Annotated in this window: 22 protein-coding genes and 1 pseudogene; 8 read left to right on the top strand and 15 right to left on the bottom strand. The window is 71.5% G+C overall.

Features of this window, described 5'->3' with window-relative positions; translation table 11 throughout:
• Positions 1–74: 74 nt before the first annotated feature.
• The 9 genes from hpnD to IA22_RS0129705 all read right to left on the bottom strand — a co-directional run bounded on the left by hpnD (position 75) and on the right by IA22_RS0129705 (position 9,356).
• Positions 75–998, bottom strand: a complete 924-nt coding sequence (hpnD, locus tag IA22_RS0129745; RefSeq protein WP_179831220.1) for a presqualene diphosphate synthase HpnD — start codon at positions 996–998, stop codon at positions 75–77.
• 29 nt (positions 999–1,027) lie between these two features.
• The gene (gene hpnC / locus IA22_RS0129740; RefSeq protein ID WP_014152785.1) at positions 1,028–1,942 is read right to left on the bottom strand and encodes a squalene synthase HpnC; all 915 of its coding nucleotides are present in this window, start codon (positions 1,940–1,942) and stop codon (positions 1,028–1,030) included.
• A 417-nt stretch (positions 1,943–2,359) separates the two neighbouring features.
• The gene (locus IA22_RS0129735) at positions 2,360–3,145 is read right to left on the bottom strand and encodes an ABC transporter ATP-binding protein (protein WP_014152786.1); all 786 of its coding nucleotides are present in this window, start codon (positions 3,143–3,145) and stop codon (positions 2,360–2,362) included.
• Positions 3,138–4,067, bottom strand: a complete 930-nt coding sequence (locus IA22_RS0129730) for an ABC transporter permease (RefSeq protein WP_030125364.1) — start codon at positions 4,065–4,067, stop codon at positions 3,138–3,140. The genes IA22_RS0129735 and IA22_RS0129730 overlap by 8 nt, the downstream gene beginning before the upstream one ends.
• Before the next feature lie 107 nt (positions 4,068–4,174).
• Positions 4,175–5,047, bottom strand: a complete 873-nt coding sequence (locus IA22_RS0129725) for a glycosyltransferase family 2 protein (RefSeq protein ID WP_014152788.1) — start codon at positions 5,045–5,047, stop codon at positions 4,175–4,177.
• Positions 5,048–5,055: 8 nt separating this feature from the next.
• Positions 5,056–5,835 (bottom strand): CDP-alcohol phosphatidyltransferase family protein, encoded by a 780-nt coding sequence (locus IA22_RS0129720; protein WP_014152789.1) that lies wholly within the window; start codon positions 5,833–5,835, stop codon positions 5,056–5,058.
• The gene (locus IA22_RS0129715; protein WP_014152790.1) at positions 5,813–6,874 is read right to left on the bottom strand and encodes an iron-containing alcohol dehydrogenase family protein; all 1,062 of its coding nucleotides are present in this window, start codon (positions 6,872–6,874) and stop codon (positions 5,813–5,815) included. The genes IA22_RS0129720 and IA22_RS0129715 overlap by 23 nt, the downstream gene beginning before the upstream one ends.
• Positions 6,862–7,599 (bottom strand): phosphocholine cytidylyltransferase family protein, encoded by a 738-nt coding sequence (locus tag IA22_RS0129710; protein ID WP_015579667.1) that lies wholly within the window; start codon positions 7,597–7,599, stop codon positions 6,862–6,864. Before IA22_RS0129710 ends, IA22_RS0129715 begins: the two co-directional genes overlap by 13 nt.
• Complete coding sequence (locus IA22_RS0129705; protein ID WP_030125362.1) at positions 7,596–9,356, bottom strand: DUF5941 domain-containing protein; 1,761 nt, start codon at positions 9,354–9,356, stop codon at positions 7,596–7,598. Before IA22_RS0129705 ends, IA22_RS0129710 begins: the two co-directional genes overlap by 4 nt.
• A gap of 305 nt (positions 9,357–9,661) precedes the next feature.
• Between IA22_RS0129705 and galE the strand changes: the two genes are divergently transcribed.
• The 3 genes from galE to idi all read left to right on the top strand — a co-directional run bounded on the left by galE (position 9,662) and on the right by idi (position 12,596).
• Complete coding sequence (gene galE / locus IA22_RS0129700) at positions 9,662–10,648, top strand: UDP-glucose 4-epimerase GalE (RefSeq protein ID WP_030125361.1); 987 nt, start codon at positions 9,662–9,664, stop codon at positions 10,646–10,648.
• A 183-nt stretch (positions 10,649–10,831) separates the two neighbouring features.
• Positions 10,832–11,773, top strand: coding sequence for a cation diffusion facilitator family transporter (locus IA22_RS0129695; RefSeq protein WP_015579664.1), 942 nt, complete (start codon positions 10,832–10,834; stop codon positions 11,771–11,773).
• Positions 11,774–12,002: 229 nt separating this feature from the next.
• On the top strand, positions 12,003–12,596 hold the full coding sequence (idi, locus tag IA22_RS0129690; protein ID WP_014152795.1) for an isopentenyl-diphosphate Delta-isomerase: 594 nt from the start codon (positions 12,003–12,005) through the stop codon (positions 12,594–12,596).
• 24 nt (positions 12,597–12,620) lie between these two features.
• Here the strand turns inward: idi and IA22_RS0129685 are convergent, their stop codons facing one another.
• On the bottom strand, positions 12,621–13,076 hold the full coding sequence (locus IA22_RS0129685; protein ID WP_030125360.1) for an ATP-binding protein: 456 nt from the start codon (positions 13,074–13,076) through the stop codon (positions 12,621–12,623).
• 147 nt (positions 13,077–13,223) lie between these two features.
• A complete protein-coding gene (locus IA22_RS0129680) occupies positions 13,224–13,811 on the bottom strand; it encodes an HdeD family acid-resistance protein (protein ID WP_014152797.1) in 588 nt (195 codons plus the stop codon).
• 80 nt (positions 13,812–13,891) lie between these two features.
• On the opposite strand from IA22_RS0129680, the gene IA22_RS0129675 reads away from it, so the two are divergent.
• Positions 13,892–14,692, top strand: a complete 801-nt coding sequence (locus IA22_RS0129675; protein ID WP_014152798.1) for an enoyl-CoA hydratase/isomerase family protein — start codon at positions 13,892–13,894, stop codon at positions 14,690–14,692.
• On the opposite strand, the gene IA22_RS0129670 is transcribed toward IA22_RS0129675, so the two are convergent.
• Both IA22_RS0129670 and IA22_RS34315 read right to left on the bottom strand, forming a co-directional pair.
• Positions 14,679–15,314: a DJ-1/PfpI family protein gene (locus tag IA22_RS0129670; RefSeq protein ID WP_014152799.1), complete on the bottom strand. Its 636-nt coding sequence runs from the start codon at positions 15,312–15,314 to the stop codon at positions 14,679–14,681. The genes IA22_RS0129675 and IA22_RS0129670 overlap by 14 nt on opposite strands.
• 18 nt (positions 15,315–15,332) lie before the next feature.
• Positions 15,333–16,290, bottom strand: a pseudogene (locus IA22_RS34315) (GlxA family transcriptional regulator).
• A 122-nt stretch (positions 16,291–16,412) separates the two neighbouring features.
• Here IA22_RS34315 and IA22_RS0129660 point away from each other — a divergent pair.
• The 3 genes from IA22_RS0129660 (at position 16,413) to IA22_RS0129655 (ending at position 20,061) form a co-directional block, all read left to right on the top strand.
• Positions 16,413–17,276, top strand: a complete 864-nt coding sequence (locus tag IA22_RS0129660) for an SCO6745 family protein (RefSeq protein WP_014152801.1) — start codon at positions 16,413–16,415, stop codon at positions 17,274–17,276.
• Positions 17,277–17,343: 67 nt separating this feature from the next.
• Positions 17,344–17,475 carry an LPFR motif small protein gene (locus tag IA22_RS38045; RefSeq protein WP_258310621.1) on the top strand — a complete coding sequence of 44 codons (132 nt, stop codon included), beginning with the start codon at positions 17,344–17,346 and terminating at the stop codon, positions 17,473–17,475.
• A 159-nt stretch (positions 17,476–17,634) separates the two neighbouring features.
• Positions 17,635–20,061, top strand: a complete 2,427-nt coding sequence (locus IA22_RS0129655) for a Tex family protein (RefSeq protein ID WP_030125359.1) — start codon at positions 17,635–17,637, stop codon at positions 20,059–20,061.
• Between the two features lie 89 nt (positions 20,062–20,150).
• On the opposite strand, the gene IA22_RS0129650 is transcribed toward IA22_RS0129655, so the two are convergent.
• On the bottom strand, positions 20,151–21,791 hold the full coding sequence (locus tag IA22_RS0129650) for an ABC-F family ATP-binding cassette domain-containing protein (RefSeq protein WP_014152803.1): 1,641 nt from the start codon (positions 21,789–21,791) through the stop codon (positions 20,151–20,153).
• Between the two features lie 106 nt (positions 21,792–21,897).
• On the opposite strand from IA22_RS0129650, the gene IA22_RS0129645 reads away from it, so the two are divergent.
• Positions 21,898–22,830, top strand: a complete 933-nt coding sequence (locus tag IA22_RS0129645) for an FAD-dependent oxidoreductase (RefSeq protein ID WP_015579658.1) — start codon at positions 21,898–21,900, stop codon at positions 22,828–22,830.
• A 13-nt stretch (positions 22,831–22,843) separates the two neighbouring features.
• Here the strand turns inward: IA22_RS0129645 and IA22_RS0129640 are convergent, their stop codons facing one another.
• Positions 22,844–24,583 carry a BCCT family transporter gene (locus IA22_RS0129640; protein WP_014152805.1) on the bottom strand — a complete coding sequence of 580 codons (1,740 nt, stop codon included), beginning with the start codon at positions 24,581–24,583 and terminating at the stop codon, positions 22,844–22,846.
• Positions 24,584–24,604 lie beyond the last annotated feature (21 nt).

Genomic DNA, 24,604 nt, shown 5'->3' with positions numbered 1-24,604 from the left:
ACGCCGCGTCGTCGCAGACAGGGACGCACCGGGGCGCCCGGGGGTTGCCCGTTCCGGGCATCGGTCCGAGGCCGTCATGAGACCCTCCCCCGGGCCGTCCGGCGTGAGATGTACCGCGCGTCGAGGCCCGACAGTCCGCGCACCGCAACGTACGCCTTCTCGTGGCCGGGCAGCGAGACCCTGCCCCGCAGGACCGCCTCGGGATCACGTTCGATCCGGTCGAGGAGCCTGCGGTAGATGCCGGCCATCGCGGCCACGCAGGCGCCGCTGCGCCGGTCGAGCATGGGCAACAGCCGGTAGCCCTCGGCGAAGAGGGCCCTGGCGCGCCGTACCTCGAAGTGCACCAGACCGGCGAAGTCGGAGCCCGGCGGCGGTGTGGCCCGGTGGAACCCGGCGGAGCAGCCGAACTTGGCGAGGTCGTCGGCGGGCAGGTACGTGCGCCCGTTTCCGGCGTCCTCGCGGACGTCACGCAGGATGTTGGTCAGCTGGAGCGCGAGACCGAGGGTGTCGGCGTACTCCGCGGCCCGCTCGGCGCCGGGGGCGCCCGGCTGCGTGCCGAAGACGCCCAGGCTGAGGCGCCCGATGGCGCCCGCGACACAGCGGCAGTACGTCTTCAGGTCGTCCCAGGTCTCGTACGTCGCGCCCCTCACGTCCATCAGCACGCCGTCGATGAGCTCGTCGAGGCCGCCGAGCGGCAGCGGGAACCGGCGCGTGGAGTCGGCCAGCGCGACCGCGACCGGGTCGGTGTCGTCCTCGTCGACGGCGCCGTCCCGGATGCGGCCGAGCAGTCCCCGGGTCTCCTCCAGGCGGACGTGCTTGGTCTCCGGGTCCAGTTCGCCGTCGCCGATGTCGTCGACCCGACGGGAGAAGGCGTACAGCGCCGACATGGCCTGCCGCTTCTCGTACGGCAGCAGCCTGATGCCGTACGCGAAATTACGGGCCTGCTGTCCGGTGACGGCCTCGCAGTAGCTGTATGCGGCCTGTACCGGTGCCGACATGTACGTCGTCTGTCCCTCCACGGTCCGGCTCACCCCTCTCTGTGCGCTCTTCGCAGGACGTCTCCCACCTCGCGCAGCAGTCGCGGCGCGGTGGGCTTGGGCGGTCCGGGCAGTACGTCGAAGCCCGCGGCGGAGATCGCGCCGAGGGCTGCGCGCCCTCCGCCGACGAATCCGGCGAGCAGCAGCTTGAGCCGGCCGTGGACGCTGCCCACCAGGGGGACGCCCTCGTCGAGCAGCGCACGGGCGCGCTCCGCCTCGAACGCGACCAGGGAGCGTACGGCCGAGCCGGCTGACGGTGCGGCCAGTTCCCTCTCGCCGACGCGGAAGCGTGCCATGTCCTCGGCGGGCAGGTAGATCCGGTCGCGGCCGAGGTCCTCAGCCACGTCCTGGAGGTGCTCGGCGATCTGGAGGGCGGTGCAGACGGCGTCGGAGCGGCGGATCCGTTCGGGGCTCGCGGTGCCGGTGATCTGCAGGACGAGACGGCCGACGGGGTTGGCGGAGAGCTCGCAGTAGGCCAGCAGGTCGCCGTAGGTCTCGTAGCGGCGGACCTTCTGGTCCTGCCGGTTGGCCTCGAGGAGCCCGAGGAAGGGCTCGGGGGTGAGCGCGCAGCGCCGCACGGTGGGGCGCAGGGCGCGCATCAGGGGGTGGCGCGGGCCGTCACCGGTGGGCGAGAAGACGCGGTGGAGATCGGCTTCGAGGGCGTCCAGCGCGGCAAGGCGGTCCTCGTCCTGACCTGGTTCGAGGCCGAGGTGGCGGGCGTCGGCGCCGCCCGGGGCGAGGTCGCCGTCACCGATGTCGTCGACGAGGCGGGCGAATCCGTAGACCGCCATCAGGTCGTCACGCCAGGCGCGGGGCAGGAAGAAAGGAGCCACGGGGAAGTTCTCGTCCGCGGCCTTGTCGAGCGTGGCGGCGGCGTCGGCGCACGCCTGCTGGGGACGGGTCACTGCGTACCACCCGACGTGGGGACGGCGAAACCACGTCGGAGCTGGAGATTTTCCATCATTGCCGTCATATCTCCCGTTCTACACTGCTGACCCAAAACATCCCTTTTCGGACACGCCGCTCGTCCGGCCGAGTGCGACATGCTCACAACGGGCGATGCGCCGGGGGCATACGCCCCACATTGCCGCGAATCAGCACCGTTACAGCTTACGTTGTACAGCTCACAGAGCCGCGCCGGGGTGCGGTGCCCTCCCGCGCGACCCCTCGGTCTCCTTCAACCTTTACCGGACACCGAGCAGTTGACGTCATCCGCCGGGAGGAGATCCGCGCCGGAGCGCCTGCGGCCGTGCGGACCTCGGCCGACGCCCGACCCACGAGGGCCCCCGCCGTGCTCCGGCGGGGGCCACGGATGTCGACGGCTACTTGCCCGTCTCCCGTTCGTAGGCCTTCAGCACCTCTTCGGTGGGGCCGTCCATCAGGAGCTCGCCCTTCTCCAGCCACAGCACCCGGTCACAGGTGTCCCTGATGGTCTTGTTGTTGTGGCTGACCAGGAAGACGGTGCCCGCCTCCTTGCGGAGCTCGCGGATCCGCTCCTCGGATCTCACCCGGAACTTCCGGTCCCCGGTGGCCAGAGCCTCGTCGATCATGAGGACGTCGTGGTTCTTGGCGGCCGCGATCGAGAAGCGCAGCCGGGCGGCCATGCCGGACGAGTACGTCCGCATCGGCAGCGTGATGAAGTCGCCCTTCTCGTTGATCCCCGAGAAGTCCACGATGTCCTGGTAGCGCACGCGGATCTCCTCGCGGCTCATCCCCATCGCCAGGCCGCCGAGCACGACGTTGCGCTCCCCGGTCAGGTCGCTCATCAGGGCCGCGTTCACACCGAGCAGCGAGGGCTGGCCGTCGGTGTACACCTTGCCCTGCTCGGTCGGCAGCAGGCCGGCGATGGCCCGCAGCAGGGTGGACTTGCCGGAGCCGTTGGTACCGATGAGGCCGATGGCCTGGCCGCGGTAGGCGGTGAAGGAGACACCCCGCACCGCGTGCACCTTGCGCACACCGCGCGGCTCGCCCTTGCCCCGGCGCATGATCCGGCTCAGCGCCGCGGTGGCGCTCCCCTTGCCTCCGCCCGTGCCGTTGACCCGGTACACGATGTGCACGTCGTCCGCGATCACGGTGGGGATGTGCCCCTGGGACGTTTCCTCAGCCACGGCCGTACCGTTCCTCTGCCTTCCAGAAGTACACGAAGCCCACGACGCCCACCACGAGCGCCCAGGCGAGCCCGACGGCCCAGACGTGCTGCGGCAGGTTCTCGGAGCCGTAGCCGTCGATCAGTGCGAAGCGGACCAGGTCCATGTAGATGGCCGCCGGGTTGTACTGCAGCACGTCCGCGATCCACGCCGGCTTGCCCTCCAGCATCACCGGGATGGAGAACATGACGCCCGAGCCGTACATCCAGGTGCGCATGATGAACGGCATCAGCTGGGCGAGGTCGGGGGTCTTGCTGCCCAGCCGGGCCATGACGAGCGCCAGGCCGGTGTTGAACAGGAACTGCAGCGCCAGCGCCGGGAGGATGAGCAGCCAGGACAGCGACGGGTAGCTGCCGAAGCCCACCGCCACGGCGAACAGCACGATCATCGAGTACAGCAGCTGCTGGAGCTGCTGGAGCGAGAACGAGACGGGCAGCGAGGCCCGGGGGAAGTGGAGCGCCCGGACCAGGCCGATGTTGCCGGAGATGGACCGCACCCCCGCCATGACCGAGCTCTGGGTGAAGGTGAAGACGAAGACCCCGGTCACCAGGAAGGGGATGAAGACCTCCTGGCTCATCCCCCGGTTGGTGCCCAGGATCAGGCCGAAGATCAGGAAGTAGACCATGGCGTTCAGCAGCGGTGTCGCCACCTGCCACAGCTGGCCGAGCTTGGCCTGGCTGTACTGCGCGGTCAGCTTCGCCCTCGAGAACGCCAGGATGAAGTGCCGGCGGCCCCAGAGCTGCCGGACGTACGCGAACAGCCCGGGCCGGGCCCCGCTCACCGTCAAGCCGTACTTCTCGGCCAGCCGGCTCGCGCTCAGGACCTCGTCGGCGGACGGCGGGCTGCTCAGGGCAACTCCGCCGTCGTGGGTCGTGTCACTCACAGTTAAGAACTCTCGTCTTCACAATGCGCAGCCGGTCGCGGGCGCGGCCAAGGCGGACAGGGTCCCCGTACGAATGAATACGGCTCATGGTCTCAGAGGAGAGCCTCTCAGATCACCGGCGGCCGGCCCAGCCTGGTCAGCCGCCACACCGTACGCCACCGCATGGGGCGCCGGGGTCCGCAGGGCGTGGTCCAGCCTTCCCGGAACCCTCCGAACCATGCCTTGAGAGCGGGCAGGGAGGGCCGTCGGACCAGGGTGAGGAGCAGCCAGACCCCGACGTACACGGGGACCAGCGGCGCGGGCAGGTTCCGGCGGGCGAGCCAGACGCGGTTCCGGGCCACCATGCGGTGGTAGACCGCGTGCCGTGAGGGGGCGGTGGTGGGGTGGTTGAGCACCATGTCCGCCCGGTACTCGATCTGCCAGCCGGCGTCCAGGGCACGCCAGGCGAGGTCGGTCTCCTCGTGGGCGTAGAAGAACTCGCCGGGAAGCGGGCCGGCCTCGGCGATCACCTGGCTGCGGACGGCGTTCGCACCGCCCAGGAACGTCGTGACGCGGGACGAACGCATCGGGTCGGAGGCACGCAGCCGCGGCACGTGCCGCCGCTGGGTGACACCGGTGTCCGGGTCCGCGATGCGGAAGGTGACGATGCCGAGCCTGGGGTCCGCCTCGAACGCCTGCCGGCAGAGCTCGGCGGTGTCGGTGTTCGGCAGGTGCCCGTCGTCGTCGAGGAAGAGCAGGGCGTCCACATCGGCACCGGACGGGCCGAAGGCCTCGATGCCGACGTTGCGGCCGCCCGGAATACCCAGATTCTCGGGCAGCTCGACGGTCCGTACGCCCGCGGGGACGTCGGGGACCGGGGCGCCGTTGCCGACGACGACCACCTCGATCCGGTCGCCGTCCTGCCCGGCGACCGAATCGAGGAGGGCGCGGAGTTCGTCGGGGCGGTTGCCCATGGTGATGATGACCGCGCCGAGTTTCATGGGAGAGCTCACTTCAGCCTGCTGGAAGCCAGGATCGACACCAGGTGCAGGACGGTCTGGAGGAGGGCGATACCGGCCATGACCGCGACCGCGAGACGGCTGAAGAAGAAGTCGTCCCTGACGGTGTCAAGCACGGCCACCAGCAGGATGACGAACGACGCCTCGATGCCGAGGATCAGCCGGTGGAACTTGAGCGCGCCCGCCGCCCGGCGGGCCAGCGCCATGCCGGAGGAGCGCGGCTCGGACGCGGCCTCCTTGACGGGCGGCAGTCCGCCCTGGTGGCGCGCGACGCCGACGAGGTCGGTCTCGGCCTTGATGAGGATGGCGCCCAGCGCGGCGAGCGTGCCCAGGAAGGCCCACAGCCAGTCGATGCGCCCGGGGCCCCACAGGTCCGCGGCACGCAGGCCGAAGCCGACCAGGACCGCCGCGTCGCAGAGGTAGGCGGCCACCCGGTCCAGGTAGACACCGCCCAGGGAGTACTGCTTCTTCCACCGGGCCACCTCGCCGTCGACGCAGTCGAAGAGCAGGTAGAGCTGGACCGCGACCACGCCGAGCAGCGCCCCCGGGATGCCCGGGACCAGAAGAGCCGGAGCCGCGAGCACGCCGGCGACGGTCATCACGTAGGTCAGCTGGTTGGGCGTGACCTTGGTGGTCACCAGGCGCCGGGTGATGCGCAGCGAGACCTCGCGCATGTAGAGCCGACCCGCCCAGTGCTCGCCGCTGCGCCGGTCCTTCACACCCGGAGGGTGCACGACCGGACGGAGTTCAGCTATGGATGGCTTTTGCATAGTCGGCGTACGCGTCCCTGATCTGGTCGGTGGAGAGGTTGAGGTGTTCCAGGATCGTGAAGCGCCCCGGGCGCGTCTGCGGGGCGTAGTCGACCGCCCGCACGAACTCATCGGCGGTGAAGCCGATCTCGTCGGGCAGCACGGGCAGCCCGTGGCGCCGCAGCACGGCAGCCATCTGGGCGGACTCCTCGTGGGCGCCCCTCAGGTGCATGGCGAAACAGGCGCCGAGGCCGACCTGCTCACCGTGGCTGGCCGCGCGCTTCGGGTACAGCAGGTCGAAGGCGTGGTTGATCTCGTGGCAGGCACCCGACGCGGGCCGGGAGTCCCCGGCGATCGACATCGAGATGCCGGTGAGGACCAGCCCCTCGGCGAGGACCTTGAGGAAGGCGTCGTCGCCGACCCCTCCGGGATGGCGCAGCACCGCCTCGCCGGCCTGCCGGGCCATCGCCGCCGCGAGTCCGTCGATGTCCTCGCGGCGGATCTCGTGGGCGAGCTCCCAGTCGGCGACGCAGGAGATGTTGGAGACCGCGTCGCCGACGCCGGAGCGCACGTAGCGCGCGGGCGCCTCACGGATCACGTCGAGGTCGATGACCACGGCGATCGGGGTGGGGACGCCGTACGAGCCCCGCCCGTTGTCGTTGTCGAGGGTCGCGACCGGGGAGCAGAGTCCGTCGTGCGACAGATTCGTCGCGACGGCCACCATGGGCATGCCCACGCGCGCCGCGGCGTACTTCGCCACGTCGATGATCTTGCCGCCGCCGAGGCCGACCACGGCGTCGTAGCGGTTGCCCTTGATCTCGTCGGCGAGCCGCACGGCCGAGTCGATCGTGCCGTCGGTGACCGGGTACCAGTCGGCCCCCGGCAGCACCGGGGCGAGCCTCTCCCGCAGGGCGCGCCCTGAACCACCGCTGATCGCGATGGCGAGCTTGCCCGAGGCGGAGATCCGCTGGTCGGCGAGGAGACCGGCCAGATCGTCCATCGCGCCGCGCCGGATGTCGACGACGACCGGGGACGGGATGAGGCGGGTCAGTACCGGCACGCGATCTCCCTGCCGCGGGCGAGGTCGTCGTGGTTGTCGATCTCGACCCACGTCACCTCGCCGATGGGCGCCACGTCGACGGTGAAGCCGCGGTTCACGAGCTCCTGGTAGCCGTCCTCGTAGTAGAGGTCGGGGTCGCGCTCGAAGGTGGTCCTCAGGGCGTCGGCGAGCTCCTCGGCGGCCTCCGGCTCGATCAGCGTGACGCCGATGTACTCGCCGGTGGCGGTGGCCGGGTCCATCAGCTTGGTGATCCGCCGGACGCCCTTGCCGTCCTCGGTGATGACCTTCATCTCCTCGTCGGCGAGGTTCTTCACCGTGTCGAGGGCGAGAATGATCTTCCGGCCCTCACCGCGGGCGTCCAGGAGCGTCTTCTCGACGGAGACCGGGTGGACGGTGTCGCCGTTGGCGAGGATGACGCCCTTCTTCAGGACCTCACGCGCGCACCAGAGGGAGTAGGCGTTGTTCCACTCCTCTGCCTTGTCGTTGTCGATCAGCGTCAGAGTCACGCCGTACGTGGCCTCGAACTCGGCCTTGCGGGCGTAGACCGCCTCCTTGCGGTAGCCGACGACGACCGCGACCTCGGTGAGCCCGACCGCCGCGAAGTTGGCCAGCGTCAGGTCGAGGACCGTCTTCTCGCCGTCCACCGGCACCAGGGCCTTGGGCAGCGTGTCCGTGTAGGGACGCAGACGGCGTCCGGCACCGGCAGCCAGTACGAGGCCGATCATGCGAGTTCTCCTTCGTCGTGTACGGCGGGGGCCGAGGAGGACACCCAGAAGCGGATGGACTCCACGAGCACCACCAGAGCCACGGCGGCCGCCAGTGCGGTGAGGGCCGTGGTGAAACCTGAACCATGGGTCAGCAGGGCGGCGAGCACGGCCACGACGAGGGTCCGGCCCTCGTGTCCGCCGATGACGCGCACCAGCCACCCGGGCGGCGCTCCGGTGCCGCCCCGGATGCGGTACACCGTGTCGTAGTGATGGTAGGCGACGGCCGAAACCAGCCCGAAGGCCGCGGGAACGGCGTGCGGCACGTCACTGCGGGCGGCCAGCACCAGGATCGTGCAGTACTCGGCGGCCCGGAAGACCGGCGGGACCAGCCAGTCCAGGGCGCCCTTGAGCGGCCGCGAGACGGCCAGCCCGGAGAGCACCGCGTAGACCGCTGCGGCGCCCACGGCGGACCAGCCCCCGTACGGGGTGAAGACCGCCGCGCCCACCATCACCAGCGCTCCGACGAACGCGAGGAGCGGGGCGGTGAAGCCACCGCCGGGGCGCCGGACCGCCGCGGCGACGGCCTGGGCGAGCGGCCCCGAGTCGGCGAGGTCGGCCAGCGCCCGGGCGGCGCGGTCGGTGCGCTGCGCCTTGCGGGTCAGCGAGCGCAGCAGCCGGCCCGCCGTGGTGTAGCAGGCGGCCAGGGCACAGCCGACGAGCAGGGCGTAGAAGACGATCCGGGGCGCGGTCACGGCGGTGAGCACCGCGATCATGGCCCAGCGTTCGCCGATGGGCAGGACTATCATCCGGCGCAGCCAGACCGTCCAGCCGACGCTGTCGAGCTTGTCGGAGAGCGCGGCGGTGGGACTCGTGTTGGACACCGCGTCGTGGTTGGCCTCGTTGAACGAGAAGTCGACGACGTGGCGACACGCCTGGAGCACCATCGCGCCGAGCGCCAGGACCCATACGTCGTCGCCGGTGCGGGCGGCGCCGAGGGCCAGGCCGGCGTAGTACGCGTACTCCTTGGCCCGGTCGAAGGTGGCGTCCAGCCAGGCGCCCATCGTCGAGTACTGCAGGGAGTACCGGGCGAGCTGCCCGTCGGTGCAGTCCAGGACGAAGGAGAGGAGCAGGAGCACCCCGGCCGCGACGTAGCCGCCGCGGGTGCCGGTCGCCGCACTGCCCGCCGCGATCAGCGCCGTGACGAGCGAGGCCGTGGTGACCTGGTTCGGGGTGAGTCCCCGGCGCGCGCACCAGCGGGCGATGTAGCGGGAGTACGGGCTGATGAAGTAGGTGGTGAAGAAGCCGTCATGGGCCTTCACCGCGCTGCGCAGCCGTACGGCCTCGTCGTCGACGGCGGCCACGGCGGCCCGGGCGGTGTTCCGCTCCTCCGGGCGGTCCGGAACCGAGGCCGTGAGCGAGCCGAGTTCGGGGCGCTGCACCGCGGTGCCCTCCGCGTCCAGCGCGTCAGCCAGCCGGCCGGGGACCGTGCGGTCCTCGGCTACGGCGACGGCGTCGGTACCGGACGACGCGACGGGGGCTCCCGCGCCGCCGGCGGTCACGGCGCGCCGCAGGGCACGGAGCAGCGCCGGCCGGGCCTCGGGCTGCGCGGTGAGCGCTCCGGGGATCGACGCGGCGGCGAAACGGGGATCGGTCAGTCCGAGCCTGAGGGCGTGGACGTGCCCGATGAAGCGTGGGTCCACCAGCGCGACGCGCCTGCCCGCGGGGACTGCGGCGAGCAGCTCCGCGGCCTCGCCGGCGTCGGCTGCGGCAGTCACGTCAAAACCGAGTGACCTCAGATCGTCCTCGAGCGACGAGCCGGGTACCGGTGCACCGGTGAGGATGGCGGTCGACAGACGAACTCACTCCTTGGTGCTGACGGGAAGGGCGCGCGGCACAGCGGCCCGTGGGTGGGCCGGCGGCACGTCGGCTGAGGCTATCGGATGAACGGAAGACCGAGTTCATCACCCGTTTGTGCTCCGTTCGGGCGAATCGGCCACCATGCGGCGCCGTTCGCGATCATCATGGTCGATCAACACCTCGCCCCACAAACCGCGTCCGGTCAGCGCATAAGCTGACGGGCATGACGTGGTTGATCACAGGCGGAGCCGGTTACATCGGGGCACATGTGGCGAAGGCCATGACGGGTGCCGGGGAGCGGGTCGTCGTCCTCGACGACATGACCACGGGCATCGCGGGGCGGCTGCCCGCGGAGGTCACCCTGGTACGGGGATCCGCGTCGGACCGCGCGGTCCTCGACAGGGTCCTGGCGGAGCACGCCGTCACGGGGGTGGTGCACCTCGCGGCGAAGAAGCAGGTCGGTGAGTCCGTCGAGAAGCCGCTGCTCTACTACCGGGAGAACGTGACCGGCCTCGCCGTACTGCTGGAGGCCGTGGTCGCGGCCGGTGTGAAGCGTTTCCTCTTCTCCTCGTCGGCGGCGGTGTACGGCGTCCCGGACGTGGATCTCATCACGGAGGAGACGCCGTGCGCGCCGATCAACCCCTACGGCGAGACGAAGCTCGCCGGGGAGTGGCTTGTCCGCGCGGCGGGGCGGGCGCACGGAATCTCCACGGCCTGTCTGCGGTACTTCAACGTGGCCGGGGCCGCCGAGCCGGAGCTGGCCGACACGGGGGTCTTCAACGTCGTCCCGATGTTCTTCGACCGGCTCACACGGGGCGAGGCACCGCGGATCTTCGGGGACGGCTACCCGACACCGGACGGCACCTGCGTACGCGACTACATCCATGTCGCCGACCTGGCGGAGGCGCACCTCGCGGTGGCCCGGCACCTGGACGGGACGCCGGAGGGCGGCGACCTCACCGTGAACATCGGCCGGGGCGAGGGTGTGTCCGTGCGCCGTCTCGCCGAGCTCGTGGGTGAGGTCACCGGACTGCGCACGGAGCCCGTGGTCGATCCGCCGAGGCCCGGGGACGCGGCCAGGGCGGTGGCGTCGGCCGACCGGATGGCCGGGCAGCTGGGCTGGACGGCGCTCCGCGACATGCGCGAGATGGTCGAGTCGGCCTGGGAGGGCTGGTGCCTGCGCCACCCCGAGGCACGCGCCGCGAAGTGAGGGACGGCACGTGGGCGACGCTCTGACCTGCGATCGTTTTCGCAGGTCAGAGCACATGACAACGGTGTTCAGTGCCGTGTTGCCCCTTACCCCTCCCCCGTAGTTCACTGGCCGCGTCGGGCGAGGCTCGTCCGCGCTGCCCGGGAAGCACGACGGGCATGACGGGTGTACGGAGGCGTTCACATGGGGGCTGGCCACGATCACGGGCACACGCACGGAGGGCCGCCCCCGACGGGAACGGCGGCCGCCGCCTACCGGGGCCGGCTCCGCGTCGCCCTGGGCATCACGCTCGGCGTCATGGTCATGGAGATCGTCGGCGGGGTCCTGGCCGACTCGCTCGCCCTGATCGCGGACGCGGCCCACATGGCGACCGACGCCCTGGGGCTGGGTATGGCCCTGCTGGCCATCCACTTCGCCAACAAGGCCGCGGGCCCCAACCGCACCTTCGGATACGCCCGTGCGGAGATCCTGGCAGCCCTGGCGAACTGTCTGCTGCTCCTCGGGGTCGGCGGATATCTGGTCTTCGAGGCGGTGGACCGCTTCATCACCCCGGCGGAGACCAGGGGCGGTCTGGCCGTCGCGTTCGCCGCGGTCGGTCTGGTGGCCAACGTGGTCTCCCTGTCCCTGCTCGTGCGCGGGCAGCAGGACAGCCTGAACGTGCGGGGTGCGTACCTCGAGGTGGTGGCGGACACGCTCGGTTCGGTGACGGTGCTCGTGTCGGCCGGCATCATCATGGCCACCGGCTGGCAGGCAGCCGACCCCATCGCCTCGCTGCTGATCGGCCTCATGATCGTCCCCCGTACGGTGAAACTGCTGCGGGAGACGCTCGACGTGCTGCTGGAGTCGGCGCCCAAGGGTGTGGACATGGACGAGGTGCGCGCCCACATCACGGCCCTGCCCGGGGTGCTGGACGTCCACGACCTGCACGCCTGGACGATCACCTCGGGCATGCCCGTCCTCTCCGCGCACGTGGTCGTGCATCAGGAGATGCTGGACTCGATCGGGCACGAGAAGCTCCTTCACGACCTCCAGGGCTGTCTCGGCCACCACTTCGACGTCGAGCACTGCACCTTCCAGCTGGAGCCCAGCGGGCACGCGGAGCACGAGGCGCGGCTCTGCCACTGAGCGGCGCGGGCCGGGGCCCGGTGGCGATACCGTGCGGGTTCCGGTGGGCATGATCCGTTCCCGGCGGCCTTCCGGGGCCGCCGGGAAGTCAGCCCCCGCCCCGCTCCCCCCGCCGGGCGGGTCGGACATGCCAGCACCCGAAGTGCGGACAAGCGGCTTTTGTACGGCAGACTTGACCGCACTCGAGGGGTCCGGCGCACGAGGCCGGGAACCAAAGCGAAGGATGGGTATGCCGACCACACCAGCCACCGCGGCGCACAGCTCGTCGAACGGCACAGCAGACGCGATCATGCTCGAACTGGTCGACGAGAACGGCACGACCATCGGCACCGCGGAGAAGCTCGCCGCTCACCAGGCGCCCGGCCAGCTGCACCGCGCGTTCTCCGTCTTCCTCTTCGACGAGCAGGGCCGGCTGCTGCTCCAGCGCCGTGCGCTCGGCAAGTACCACTCCCCCGGCGTGTGGTCGAACACCTGCTGCGGTCATCCGTACCCGGGAGAGGCTCCGTTCGCGGCGGCCGCCCGGCGCACGTACGAGGAGCTGGGGGTCTCGCCCTCCCTGCTGGCCGCGGCGGGCACGGTCCGCTACAACCACCCCGATCCGGCGTCGGGCCTGGTGGAACAGGAGTTCAACCACCTGTTCGTCGGAATGGTGCAGGAGCGCCTCCGGCCGGACGAGGACGAGGTCGGCGAGACCGCGTTCGTGACCTCCGGTGAACTGGCGGAGCGGCATGCCGCCGCACCGTTCTCGGCGTGGTTCATGACCGTGCTCGACGCCGCGCGTCCCGCGATCAGGGAACTGACGGGACCGTCCGCGGGCTGGTGAGGCCACGGCCCGCGCAGGGGGCGGTCAGAGCTGCGTCTTGAGGGGCAGCGCCGCCCAGATGATCTTGCCGCCGCCCGCGGTGTGCTCCACGTCGCAGGTGCCGCCCGCCTCGGCGGTGATCTCACGGACCAGGAGCAGGCCGCGTCCGCCGGTCTGCGCGTGGTCGGTGACCAGGGCCGTCGGACGGTAGGGGTGGTTGTCCTCGACCGCCACCCGGATCCATTCGGCCCCGACGGCCACCTCGACGGCGAGCTCGGGCGAGAGCAGCGCCGCGTGCCGGACCGCGTTGGTGACCAGTTCCGACACGATCAGCAGCAGCCCCTGGAGGATGTCGTCCTCGACGGGTACGCCCTGCCGCTCGATCAGGTCCCGGACCGCGTGCCGGGCCTGCGGTACCGAGACGTCGACGGCGGGCGCGTCGAAGCGCCACACGCCCTCGTACGGCACGGGACGGGCCGGAACACTCCCACGGCTCTCCATGGACCGCCACCCGCTCTCGACTCGCATCTCACCGACCTCGCGTACCGAGTGTCGGGAGGAGCGTGGTCCGAGCCACAGCACTGACCACAAATGGTCACCTACGGATCGGATTTGACCGAGCGCGTATGACGCCGTCAGGTGAGGGGACTACTTCGCGCCCTCTTCGGGCTTCATCTGGTCCGTGACCATACTGACGACCCGTCTCCCGCCCACCCCGATCGCGACCAGCCCGAGCCCGTCGAACAGGAGGGCGAGAGAGAAGAAGCAGCCGAGCACGTAGAGGCTGCTGTGCGGCCAGTCGACGAGCACCAGCACCCCCAGGAGCAGCCCGAACGCGCCCTGCAGCAGCGTCCAGCCGAACTGGGGCCCTCGTACGACGACGCTGCCGACCAGCCGGAACACTCCCCCGGTGAGGAAGAGCAGGGCCGCGAACATCGTCAGCGCCTCGGCCGTGCCGACCGGGTTCTTGATGACGACGATCCCTGCGGCGATGTTGAGGGCGGCCACCACCACACCGAGCCAGAAGTACGCGGTGCCGCGCGCCTGGACGGCGTGCACGAGGCCGACGAGACCGCCGACGAGCAGCAGCCAGCCGAACAGGATCATCGAGGTGAGCGTGGCGACGCCGGTGTAGACGAGGCCCACCAGGCCCGCGACGACCAGCAGGACACCGAGCAGGGCGAGTCCGCCGAAGCTCCGGTGGAGTCTCTTCCCCTCGGTCGTGGGACCGGCCATCGACAGCTCCTCAGGGTGTGTGCGCGCTTCGCGGCCCCTTCTTGATCATAGGTTCGAGCCGTACGGATAGCATCCGGCGCATGGACCTCGGCGAACGGACGGCGGGCACCGGGCCACGGCTGGAGCACACGGTCGTGGACGGCGTCGCGACCGTCGTCATCAGCAACCCGGCCAAGCGCAACGCCATGACCGCGGACATGTGGCAGGCCCTGCCCGTACTGTTGGAAGGGCTGGCAGCCGATCCGGCGGTGCGCGTCCTCGTGCTCACCGGGGCCGGCGACACCTTCTGCGCGGGAGCGGACATCTCCTCCCTGCGGGACCCGGCAGGGCGGCCGCAGACGCTCGCCGTCCGCGCGGAGGAGGCCCTGGCCGCGTTTCCCGGGCCGACGCTGGCCGCCGTGCGCGGCTTCTGCGTCGGCGGCGGCAGCCAGCTCGCTACCGCCTGCGACCTGCGGTTCGCCGAGGAGGGCGCGTCCTTCGGGGTCACCCCGGCCAAACTCGGGATCGTCTATCCCTCGTCGTCGACGCGCAGGCTGGTCGCGCTCGTCGGCCCGGCCACCGCGAAGTTCCTGCTGTTCTCCGGGGAGCTGATCGGCACGGAACGGGCCCTGCGGACCGGGCTGGTGGACGAGGTCCTGCCCCGGGGCGGGCTGGAGGAGCGGGTCCACCGGTTCACCGAGGTGCTCGCCTCGCGTTCGCAGCTGACGCAGGCCGCGGCCAAGGAGTTCGCCGACGGCCGTGAGGACCGCGACGCGCACTGGTCGTTGCAGGCACGCGGCAGCGGCGACACCGCCGAGGGGGTCGCCGCCTTCCTGGAACGCCGCGCCCCCCGCTTCACCTGGACCGCGGGGAGTGCCGGGGACACGTCTACGTCAGGATGAAGCGGCTCCTGGCCCGCCACGTCTCCACCATGGCCGCCGGGGCCTTCTCCGGAGATCCGCAGTCGTAGGGCGGCCGGGGATCGTACTCGGTCAGCAGCTGGACGGCCCGGGCGTGTTCGTCGCCCGCGATCCTGCCGAGCAGGGTGAGACCCATGTCGATGCCGGCGGAGACGCCCGCGGCGGTGACGTACTTGCCGTCGGTGACCACCCGCTCGCCCGTCGGCTCGGCCCCGAGGGTCCGCAGGGTGTCCAGGGCCAGCCAGTGCGAGGTGGCACGCCGGCCGGTGAGCAGTCCCGCGGCGGCCAGCAGCAGGGATCCGGTGCACACCGAGGTCGTCCAGGTACTGGCGGCGTCGGCCGCCCGCAGCCGGCCGAGCAGCTCCCCGTTCTCCATCTGGGCACTCTGCCCCGGGCCTCCCGGGACGACCACCACGTCGGGCGCGGGCACGTCGGCGAGCGCCCGGTCGGCGACCAGGGCGAGGCTGCCGCTGTCGTTGCGCACGGCACCCGGCCGCTCGGCGACGAACACGGTCTCCGCTCCCGGAACACGGCTGAGCATCTCGTAGGGGCCCACGGCGTCGAGCGCGGTGAACCGGTCGAAGAGCACGATCGCGATCTGCATGATGGTCCTTCCGTCGTTTCACACGGGATGGGAGCGGAAGCGGCGCCGGTATTCGGCGGGCGCCGTCCCCAGGGCCTTGACGAAGGCGCGGCGCATCGCTTCCGGGGTGCCGTAACCGCTGGCACGGGAGATGCCGACGACGCCGTCGGCCGTGTCCTCCAGCAGCCGCCGCGCCTGTTCCAGACGTACGCGCTCGACGTAGCGGCCCGGGGTGAGGCCGGTCTCCGCCGTGAACGCGCGGGCGAAGTGGCGGGGTGAGAGTCCGGCCCGGGCCGCGAGCGCCTCGACCGAGAGGTCGGCGTCGGGGTGTTCGGTGATCCAGTGCTGGACGCCGCGGAGCGGTGCGCGGACGGCGGTCTGCGCGCTCAGCTGGGCGCTGAACTGGGCCTGGTTGCCGGGGCGCCGCAGGAACACGACGAGATGACGGGCGACGGTGAGCGCGACGTCCCGGCCGTGCTCCTCCTCGACCAGGGCGAGCGCGAGATCGATGCCCGCGGTGACACCGGCCGACGTCGCCAGCCGTCCGTCGCGCACGAAGATCGGGTCCGGGTCGACCCGCACCGCCGGGTACGTCCGGGCCAGCGTCTCGCAGACGGACCAGTGGGTGGTGACCCGGTGGCCGTCGAGCTGGCCGGCCGCCGCCAGCAGCAGGGCGCCGGTGCACACCGACACCAGCTGCCGGGCGCGGGGCCCGTGGGCGCGCAGCCAGTCGACCAGCTCCGGGTCGGGTGTCCTGGTCCCGGCTCCTCCCGGCACGAGGAGCAGATCGGGCGCCGGGGTGTCCGCGAGCGTGCCGTCGGGGACGAGCGTGAGGCCGCTGGAGCAGCGGACCGGCGCGCCGTCGAGCGAGGCGGTGCGCAGCTCGTAGGAGACCCCGGGGAAAGCGGGAGGCGCCGGCGAAGACCTCCGCCGGGCCGCTCACGTCGAGGCTCTGCACGCCCTCGAAGAGGACGACGAGGACGGATCGCTGCTTCATGTCCGCAATCCTGGCCGGACCACACGATGGCCGCAATGACGAGTTGCCCACCCATGCTGCCATGCACACGTCGCTTCGACCCGGGTCTTCTCCACGTACCAACCAGTCGGTAACGTGCGGGCATGAGTACTCTTCCCCCGCGCGCCGGACGCCGCTGCCACAACGCGCTCAACCCGTTGCACTCCTGTGTCTACTTCTCCCCCGATCTCGGCAAGGAGTTCGCGGAGCTCGGCGTCGACGACGCGAGCCGGGTCTACTTCGCCGCGCGCGGCGCGGCCCTCGGCGCGGCGGGCGCGGGCACGGTCACCGCGACCTTCTACAACTTCAACCACGATCTGGTGGCCCGGCACCTGCCGTCCGTGTGGTCGGAGATCACCCCGGGGGCGGCACTGGACGCACGGCTGAGGACGGCCGACTCGACGCTGCGCCGGGTGCTCGGCGAGGAGACCGTGGCCTCGCCGGAGATGGCGGAGGCGGCCGGGCTCGCCCTGCGTGCGGCCGAGGCCTGCACCCGCCACGCCCGTCCGCTGTACGCCGCGCACGCCGATCTCCCGGTCCCGGACGAGCCTCACCTGGCGTACTGGCACGCGGCGACGCTGTTGCGCGAGCACCGCGGCGACGGACACCTGGCGGCACTGCTCTCGGCCGGCCTCGACCCGCTGGAGGCACTGGTCAGCCACACCGCGACCGGCAAGGGCATGGCTCCGCGCTGGATCCTCGCCACCCGCGGCTGGCGGCGCACGGACTGGGACGCGGCGGTGGAGCGGCTGCGCGAGCGGGGCGTGCTGGACGCGGAGGGCGAGCTGACCGGTACGGGCACCGCGCTCAGGGCGGAGCTGGAGGAGGCGACGGACCGGATGGACGCCGCACCGTACGAGCACCTGGGCGCCGACGGCGTGGCGCGGCTCACCGAACTGGGCCGGGGATTCCTGTTCGCGGCGGCCTCCGCGGGCGCGTTCCCGGAGGATCTGGTCGGCAAGGGCTGAGCGCCGGAACGTTTACGGCGGATCTCACGGGCCAGGCGATCGGTACACCCTACGAAGGAGGCACACCGTGTTCCGTGCGATCGCAAACGCTCTGAGTACCGTCGGCTCGGCCATTGCCACCGTGGTGACTCTGCCCTTCCGGCTCCTGGCAGGTCTTTTCGGCGGCGCGTCGCGAGGCGGCAGGACCCGTCGCGCCTGACCGGGGCCTTCTCGGGCACGTCGGGGCCGTGATCGAGCAGGTCACGCGACACGGCCCCCGGCCACCCGGCACAATGCAGGCGAAGGGGACCACCCGGGTGTGGACCACCCCAGTGGCACAGCCAGCACAGCCAGTACGAGAAGGCGAGTCGGGAAAACCGTGACGACGTCCATCGAAGGCAGGATCGCCGAGGAGCTCGGCGTACATGAGCGTCAGGTGAAGGCGGCCGTCGACTTGCTCGACGGCGGCTCGACCGTGCCGTTCATCGCGCGCTACCGCAAGGAAGCGACCGAGATGCTCGACGATGCGCAACTGCGCACCCTCGAGGAGAGGTTGCGCTACCTGCGGGAACTCGAGGACCGCCGTGCGGCGGTCCTCGATTCCGTGCGTGAGCAGGGCAAGCTCGACGAGGCCCTGGAGGCGCAGATCCGTGCCGCCGAGACCAAGGCGCGGCTGGAGGACATCTATCTCCCGTTCAAGCCCAAGCGGCGGACGAAGGCGCAGATCGCGCGCGAGGCGGGCCTGACCCCCCTGGCCGACGGGCTGCTCGCCGATCCCTCCGTGGACCCGTTGACCGCGGCGGCGGCGTTCGTCGACAGCGAGAAGGGTGTGGCGGACCCGGCGGCGGCGCTGGAGGGCGCACGGGCGATCCTCACCGAACGCTTCTCGGAGGACGCCGACCTGACCGGTGAGCTGCGCGAACGCATGTGGTCGCGCGGCAGGGTCGTGGCCAGGGTGCGGGACGGCAAGGAGGAGGCGGGAGCGAAGTTCGCCGACTACTTCGACTTCGCGGAGCCGTTCACCGCGCTGCCCTCGCACCGGATCCTCGCGATGCTGCGCGGCGAGAAGGAGGACGTGCTCGACCTGGTGCTGGAGCCGGAGGAGCCGTCCAAGGAGCCTGGCCCCTCCTCGTACGAGAACATGGTCGCCCGCCGGTTCGGGGTCGCCGACCGCGGCCGGCCCGGGGACAAGTGGCTGGGCGACACGGTCCGCTGGGCCTGGCGGACCCGGATCCTCGTGCACCTCGGGATCGACCTCCGGCTGCGGCTGCGTACGGCGGCGGAGGACGAGGCCGTGCGCGTCTTCGCCTCCAACCTGCGGGACCTGCTGCTCGCCGCCCCGGCGGGCACCCGGGCCACGCTGGGGCTCGACCCCGGGTTCCGTACGGGGGTGAAGGTCGCCGTGGTGGACGCGACCGGGAAGGTCGTCGCGACCGACGTCATCCACCCGCACGTGCCGGCGAACCAGTGGGACCGGTCGCTCGCCACGCTGGAGCGCCTCGCAAAGGAGCACCACGTCGACCTGATCGCTATCGGGAACGGTACGGCGTCCCGCGAGACCGACAAGCTCGCGGGTGAGCTGTGCGAGAAGCACCCGGAGTTGAAGCTCACCAAGGTGATGGTGTCCGAGGCCGGTGCCTCCGTGTACTCGGCCTCGGCCTTCGCCTCGCAGGAACTCCCCGACATGGACGTCTCGCTGCGTGGAGCCGTCTCGATCGCGCGCCGGCTCCAGGACCCGCTGGCCGAGCTGGTGAAGATCGACCCGAAGTCGATCGGGGTCGGGCAGTACCAGCACGACCTGTCCGAGGTGAAGCTGTCGCGCTCCCTGGACGCGGTGGTCGAGGACTGCGTGAACGGCGTCGGCGTCGACGTCAACACCGCTTCGGCGCCGCTGCTCTCACGGGTGTCGGGCATCGGGTCCGGTCTGGCCGAGAACATCGTGGCCCACCGGGACACGAACGGCCCGTTCCGCTCCCGCCGGGCCCTGAAGGACGTGGCGCGGCTGGGCCCGAAGGCGTACGAGCAGTGCGCGGGCTTCCTCCGGATCCGGGGCGGCGACGACCCGCTGGACGCGTCGAGCGTGCACCCCGAGGCGTACCCCGTGGTGCGGACGATGGTGAAGCGGACCGGCGGTGACGTCGCCTCGCTGATCGGGAACACGCAGACGCTGCGTTCGCTCCGCCCGGACGACTTCGTGGACGAGAAGTTCGGCCTGCCGACGGTGACGGACATCCTGCGGGAGCTGGAGAAGCCCGGCCGCGACCCCCGGCCCGCCTTCAAAACCGCCACGTTCAAGGAGGGTGTGGAGAAGCTCGGCGACCTCGTACCCGGGATGGTGCTGGAGGGCGTCGTCACGAACGTCGCCGCGTTCGGCGCGTTCGTCGACGTCGGCGTCCACCAGGACGGCCTCGTCCACGTGTCCGCGATGTCGCGGACGTTCGTCAAGGACCCGCGCGACGTCGTGAAGCCGGGCGACATCGTCAAGGTGAAGGTCATGGACGTCGACATCCCGCGCAAGCGCGTGTCGCTGACCCTACGGCTCGACGACGAGGCCACGGCGGGTCAGGGCGGCGGGCAGGGCCCGAAGCGGGAGCGGAACACGCAGGGGGGCGGCGAACGGCCGCCCCGGCAGCGGCAGGGACAGGACAACCGTCAGGGAGGCGCCGGACAACGCCGCGACCGGCGCGGGGGCGGCGGCACGGGCGCACCGCGCCCCGCCGCGGCTCCGGCGAACAGCGCCATGGCCGACGCGCTGCGGCGCGCGGGTCTCACGGGCGGCTCCGACCAGGGCGGGCGCAAGCGCTGAGAGGCGTGCGAGGGCGGGGCCGCCCTCGCACGACGCCCGCCCGTCCCGGAGCTCCGGGACGGGCGGGTTCGCGGCGCGGCGGGGTCCTGTCAGCCGGACTCGGTGACCTTGCCGTCGGCCACCTCGACACGGCGGGTCGTACGGACGGCCTCCAGCATCCGCCGGTCGTGGGTGACCAGCAGCAGCGTTCCGGTGTACGCCTCCAAAGCCGACTCCAGCTGTTCGATCGCCGGAAGGTCCAGGTGGTTCGTCGGCTCGTCCAGGACCAGCAGATTGACGCCTCTGCCCTGGAGCAGGGCGAGGCCCGCCCGGGTGCGCTCGCCGGGTGAGAGCGTCGTCGCGGGGCGCAGCACGTGGGCGGCCCGCAGACCGAACTTGGCGAGCAGGGTGCGCACCTCGGCGGGCTCGGTGTCGGGGACCGCGGCACAGAAGGCGTCCAGCAGGCTCTCGGTGCCGTGGAACAGCTTGCGGGCCTGGTCGACCTCGCCCACCACGACGCCCGAGCCGAGGGACGCGTGCCCCGCGTCGAGGGGGAGCCTGCCGAGCAGCGCGGCGAGCAGGGTGGACTTGCCGGCCCCGTTGGCGCCGGTGATGGCGACCCGGTCCGCCCAGTCGATCTGCAGGGTGGCCGGTCCGAAGGAGAAGCCGCCGCGGACGACGGCCGCGTCGCGCAGGGTGGCCACCACGGAGCCGGAGCGCGGTGCGGAGGCGATCTCCATCCGCAGCTCCCACTCCTTGCGCGGTTCCTCGACGACGTCGAGGCGCTCGATCATGCGCTGGGTCTGCTTGGCCTTGGCCGCCTGCTTCTCGCTGGCCTCGCTGCGGAACTTGCGGCCGATCTTGTCGTTGTCGGTGGCCTTGCGTCGGGCGTTCTTGACGCCCTTGTCCATCCATCCGCGCTGCATCTGGGCGCGGCCTTCGAGCGCGGAGCGCTTGTCGGCGTACTCCTCGTACTCCTCGCGGGCGTGCGAGCGCGCGCGTTCGCGCTCCTCCAGGTACGAGGCGTAGCCGCCGCCGTAGAGGTTGATCTGCTGCTGGGCGAGATCGAGTTCCAGGACCTTGGTGACCGTGCGCATCAGGAATTCGCGGTCGTGGCTGACGACGACCGTGCCCGCGCGCAGTCCGGACACGAAGCGCTCCAGCCGTTCCAGGCCGTCGAGGTCGAGGTCGTTGGTGGGCTCGTCGAGCAGGAAGACGTCGTAACGGGAGAGGAGCAGCGAGGCCAGGCCGGCGCGGGCCGCCTGGCCCCCGGAGAGCCCCGTCATCGGCTGGTCGAGGCCGATGGTCAGGCCGAGGTCGGCCGCGACCTCCTCGGCGCGTTCGTCCAGGTCGGCGCCGCCGAGGGCCAGCCATCGCTCCAGCGTCTCGGAGTAGGCGTCGTCGGCGCCCGGCGCGCCGTCGACCAGGGCCTGGGTCGCGGTGTCCATGGCGGCCTGGGCGTCGGCGACCCCGGTGCGGCGGGCGAGGAACTCCCGCACGGACTCGCCCTCGCGCCGCTCGGGCTCCTGCGGGAGGTGGCCGACGGTGGCGGTGGGCGGGGAGAGCCTCAGCTCGCCCTCCTCGGGCCGGTCGAGCCCGGCGAGCAGGCGGAGCAGCGAGGATTTGCCCGCACCGTTGGCTCCGACGAGACCGATCACGTCGCCGGGGGCGATCACGAGGTCGAGGCCCGCGAAGAGTGTGCGGTCGCCGTGGCCGGCGGCGAGTTCCTTGGCGACGAGGGTGGCAGTCATCAGGGTGCCGATCCTAACCAACCGCGGGGGCCGGGCCTCCCTCCGGACCGGGGTGCGACCATGGCTCCTCCGGCCCCGGCTCGGGCGGGGTGGTCCGAGGACAGGGGTGGGCGCGGTGGCGGACGTGATCGTGGTGGGCGGCGGGGTCAGCGGGCTGACCACGGCGCTGCTGCTGGCGGAGCGCGGCCTGCGGGTGCGGGTCTGGTCCCGGGACCCGGCCGGGGCGACGACGTCGGCGGTGGCCGGCGCGCTGTGGTGGCCCTACCGGATCGAGCCCGCGGAGCTGGTGGGCGCGTGGTCGCTGGAGACGCTCCGGGTGTACGAGGAACTGGCCGCGGCCCCCGCGGAGACCGGAGTGCGCATGGTCGCGGGGGTGCACGAGGGCGAGCGGCTGGCGGCGCTGGGGCCCTGGGTCCGCGCTCTGGACCGGGCCTCCGAGGTGCCGGAGGGCCTGCGGGTCACCCTTCCGCTGATCGACATGCCGGCGCATCTGCGCTGGCTGGAGGGCCGGGTGGCCGCGGCGGGAGGCGTGGTCGAGCGGCGTACGGTGCGGGCTTTCGCGGAGGCGACGGCCGAGGCGCGGGTGGTGGTCAACTGCACGGGTCTGGGCGCCCGCGAGCTGGTCCCGGATCCCGGGGTACGGCCGGTCCGGGGCCAGCTGGTGGTGGTGGAGAACCCCGGCATCGACGAGTGGTTCACCCACGCGGACCCGTCGTCGAGCGCGACGACGTACTTCTTCCCGCAGCCCGGCCGGCTGGTGCTGGGAGGGACCGCGGAGGTGGACGATCCGCGGACGGAGCCCGACCTCCGCACGGCGAGGGAGATCGTGGAGCGTTGCGCACGGGTGCGGCCGGAGATCGCGGGGGCCCGCGTCCTCGGCCACCGGGTGGGGCTGAGGCCCTCCAGGGACGCGGGCGTGCGCATCGAGGCGGAGGACCTGCCGGACGGAGGTCTGCTGGTGCACAACTACGGGCACGGGGGTGCGGGCGTGACGGTCGCCAGGGGCTGTGCGCGGGCTGCGGCCCAGCTGGTGGACTGAGCCGCAGCGTCGGTCAGGCCGGCGGTTCGTGCTTGTGGCGTTCGTCGGTGGTGACCTCGGCCGTACCGGGTCCGATCCGGATCTCGAAGTCGCCGTCGTACTTGGCGTGCCCCTCGATGACGGCGGACTCGACGGCCTCGACGCCGAACTCCCTGCGGACGATCATCGGGTCGTGCCGCAGGTCCCTCATCAGCGCCACGCACATGCCGATCATGACGATGGTGAAGGGCGCCGCGACGAGGATGGTCAGGTTCTGCAGACCTGCCAGCGCGTCACCCTGACCGTCACCGATGAGCAGCATGACCGCGGCGACGGCGCCGGTGACGACGCCCCAGAAGATCACGACCCAGCGGGAGGGTTCGAGGACGCCCTTCTGCGAGAGCGTGCCCATCACGATCGACGCCGCGTCGGCACCGGAGACGAAGAAGATGCCGACCAGGACCATCACCAGGATGCTCATCATGGTCGCGACGGGGAACTGCTGGAGGACGCCGAAGAGCTGGGCCTCCGGGGTGTCGCCGATGCCCTTGAGCTGACCGGACTCCTCCAGCCTGATCGCGGACCCGCCGAAGACCGCGAACCAGATCAGGCTGACCGTGCTGGGGACCAGGATCACACCGCCGACGAACTGACGGATCGTACGGCCCCGGCTGATCCGTGCGATGAACATGCCGACGAAGGGCGTCCAGGAGATCCACCACGCCCAGTAGAAGACCGTCCAGCTGGCGAGCCAGTCGGCCACCTCCCCCTTCCCGGTGGCCTCGGTGCGCCCGGCGAGCTGGGCGAGGTCACCGAAGTAGGCGGCGATGGAGGTGGGCAGCAGGTCGAGCACGATGATGGTGGGCCCCGCGATGAAGACGAAGACCACCAGGATCAGCGCGAGGACCATGTTGATGTTGGACAGCCACTGGATGCCCTTCTCGACCCCGGACACGGCGGAGGCGACGAAGGCGACCGTCAGGGCGGCGATGATCGCGACCAGCAGGCCCGTGCCGGTCTTCTCCATCCAGTCGAGTTCCTGGAAGCCGCTGCCGATCTGGAGCGCGCCGAGCCCGAGCGAGGCCGCGGAGCCGAAGAGGGTCGCGAAGATGGCGAGGATGTCGATGACCCGGCCGAGCGGTCCGTGGGCGCGCTTCTCGCCGATCAGGGGGACGAAGACCGAGCTGATGGTCTGTCTTCTGTGCCGGCGGTAGGCGCTGTACGCGATGGCGAGCCCGACGACCGCGTAGATCGCCCAGGGGTGCAGGGTCCAGTGGAAGAGCGTGGTGGCCATCGCCGTCTGCATGGCTTCGGCGGCGTCCTCGGGGCGGGTGCCGGGCGGCGGGTCGACGAAGTGGGCGAGCGGTTCGCTGACTCCGTAGAACATCAGGCCGATCCCCATGCCGGCGCTGAACATCATCGCCACCCAGGAGACCGTCCGGAACTCGGGCTCCTCGCCCTCCTGACCGAGCGAGATCGTCCCGTAGCGGCTGATGGCGAGCCAGAGGGCGAAGACCACGAACCCCGAGGCCGCCAGCATGAAGGCCCAGCCGCCGTTGTGGATGAGGCCGGTCAGGAGCGAGCTGGAGACGTCCTCCAGCGAGTCCGTGGCCGTGGAACCCCAGATCACGAAGGCGACGGTCAGCACCGCCGTGACGCCGAAGACCACCCGGTCGGTCGTGGGGCGCCGACCGTGGAGCGGCTCGGCGGGTAGCTCGGCGGTGACCGGGAGATAGTCCCCCCGCCCGCCGGAACCCTGCTCGTCGTGTGACACAGATGGCACCTTTCACGCAGT

Source organism: Kitasatospora papulosa (assembly GCF_000717245.1).
GTDB lineage: Bacteria > Actinomycetota > Actinomycetes > Streptomycetales > Streptomycetaceae > Streptomyces > Streptomyces papulosus.
This window is presented reverse-complemented; position numbering and strand designations above follow the sequence as displayed.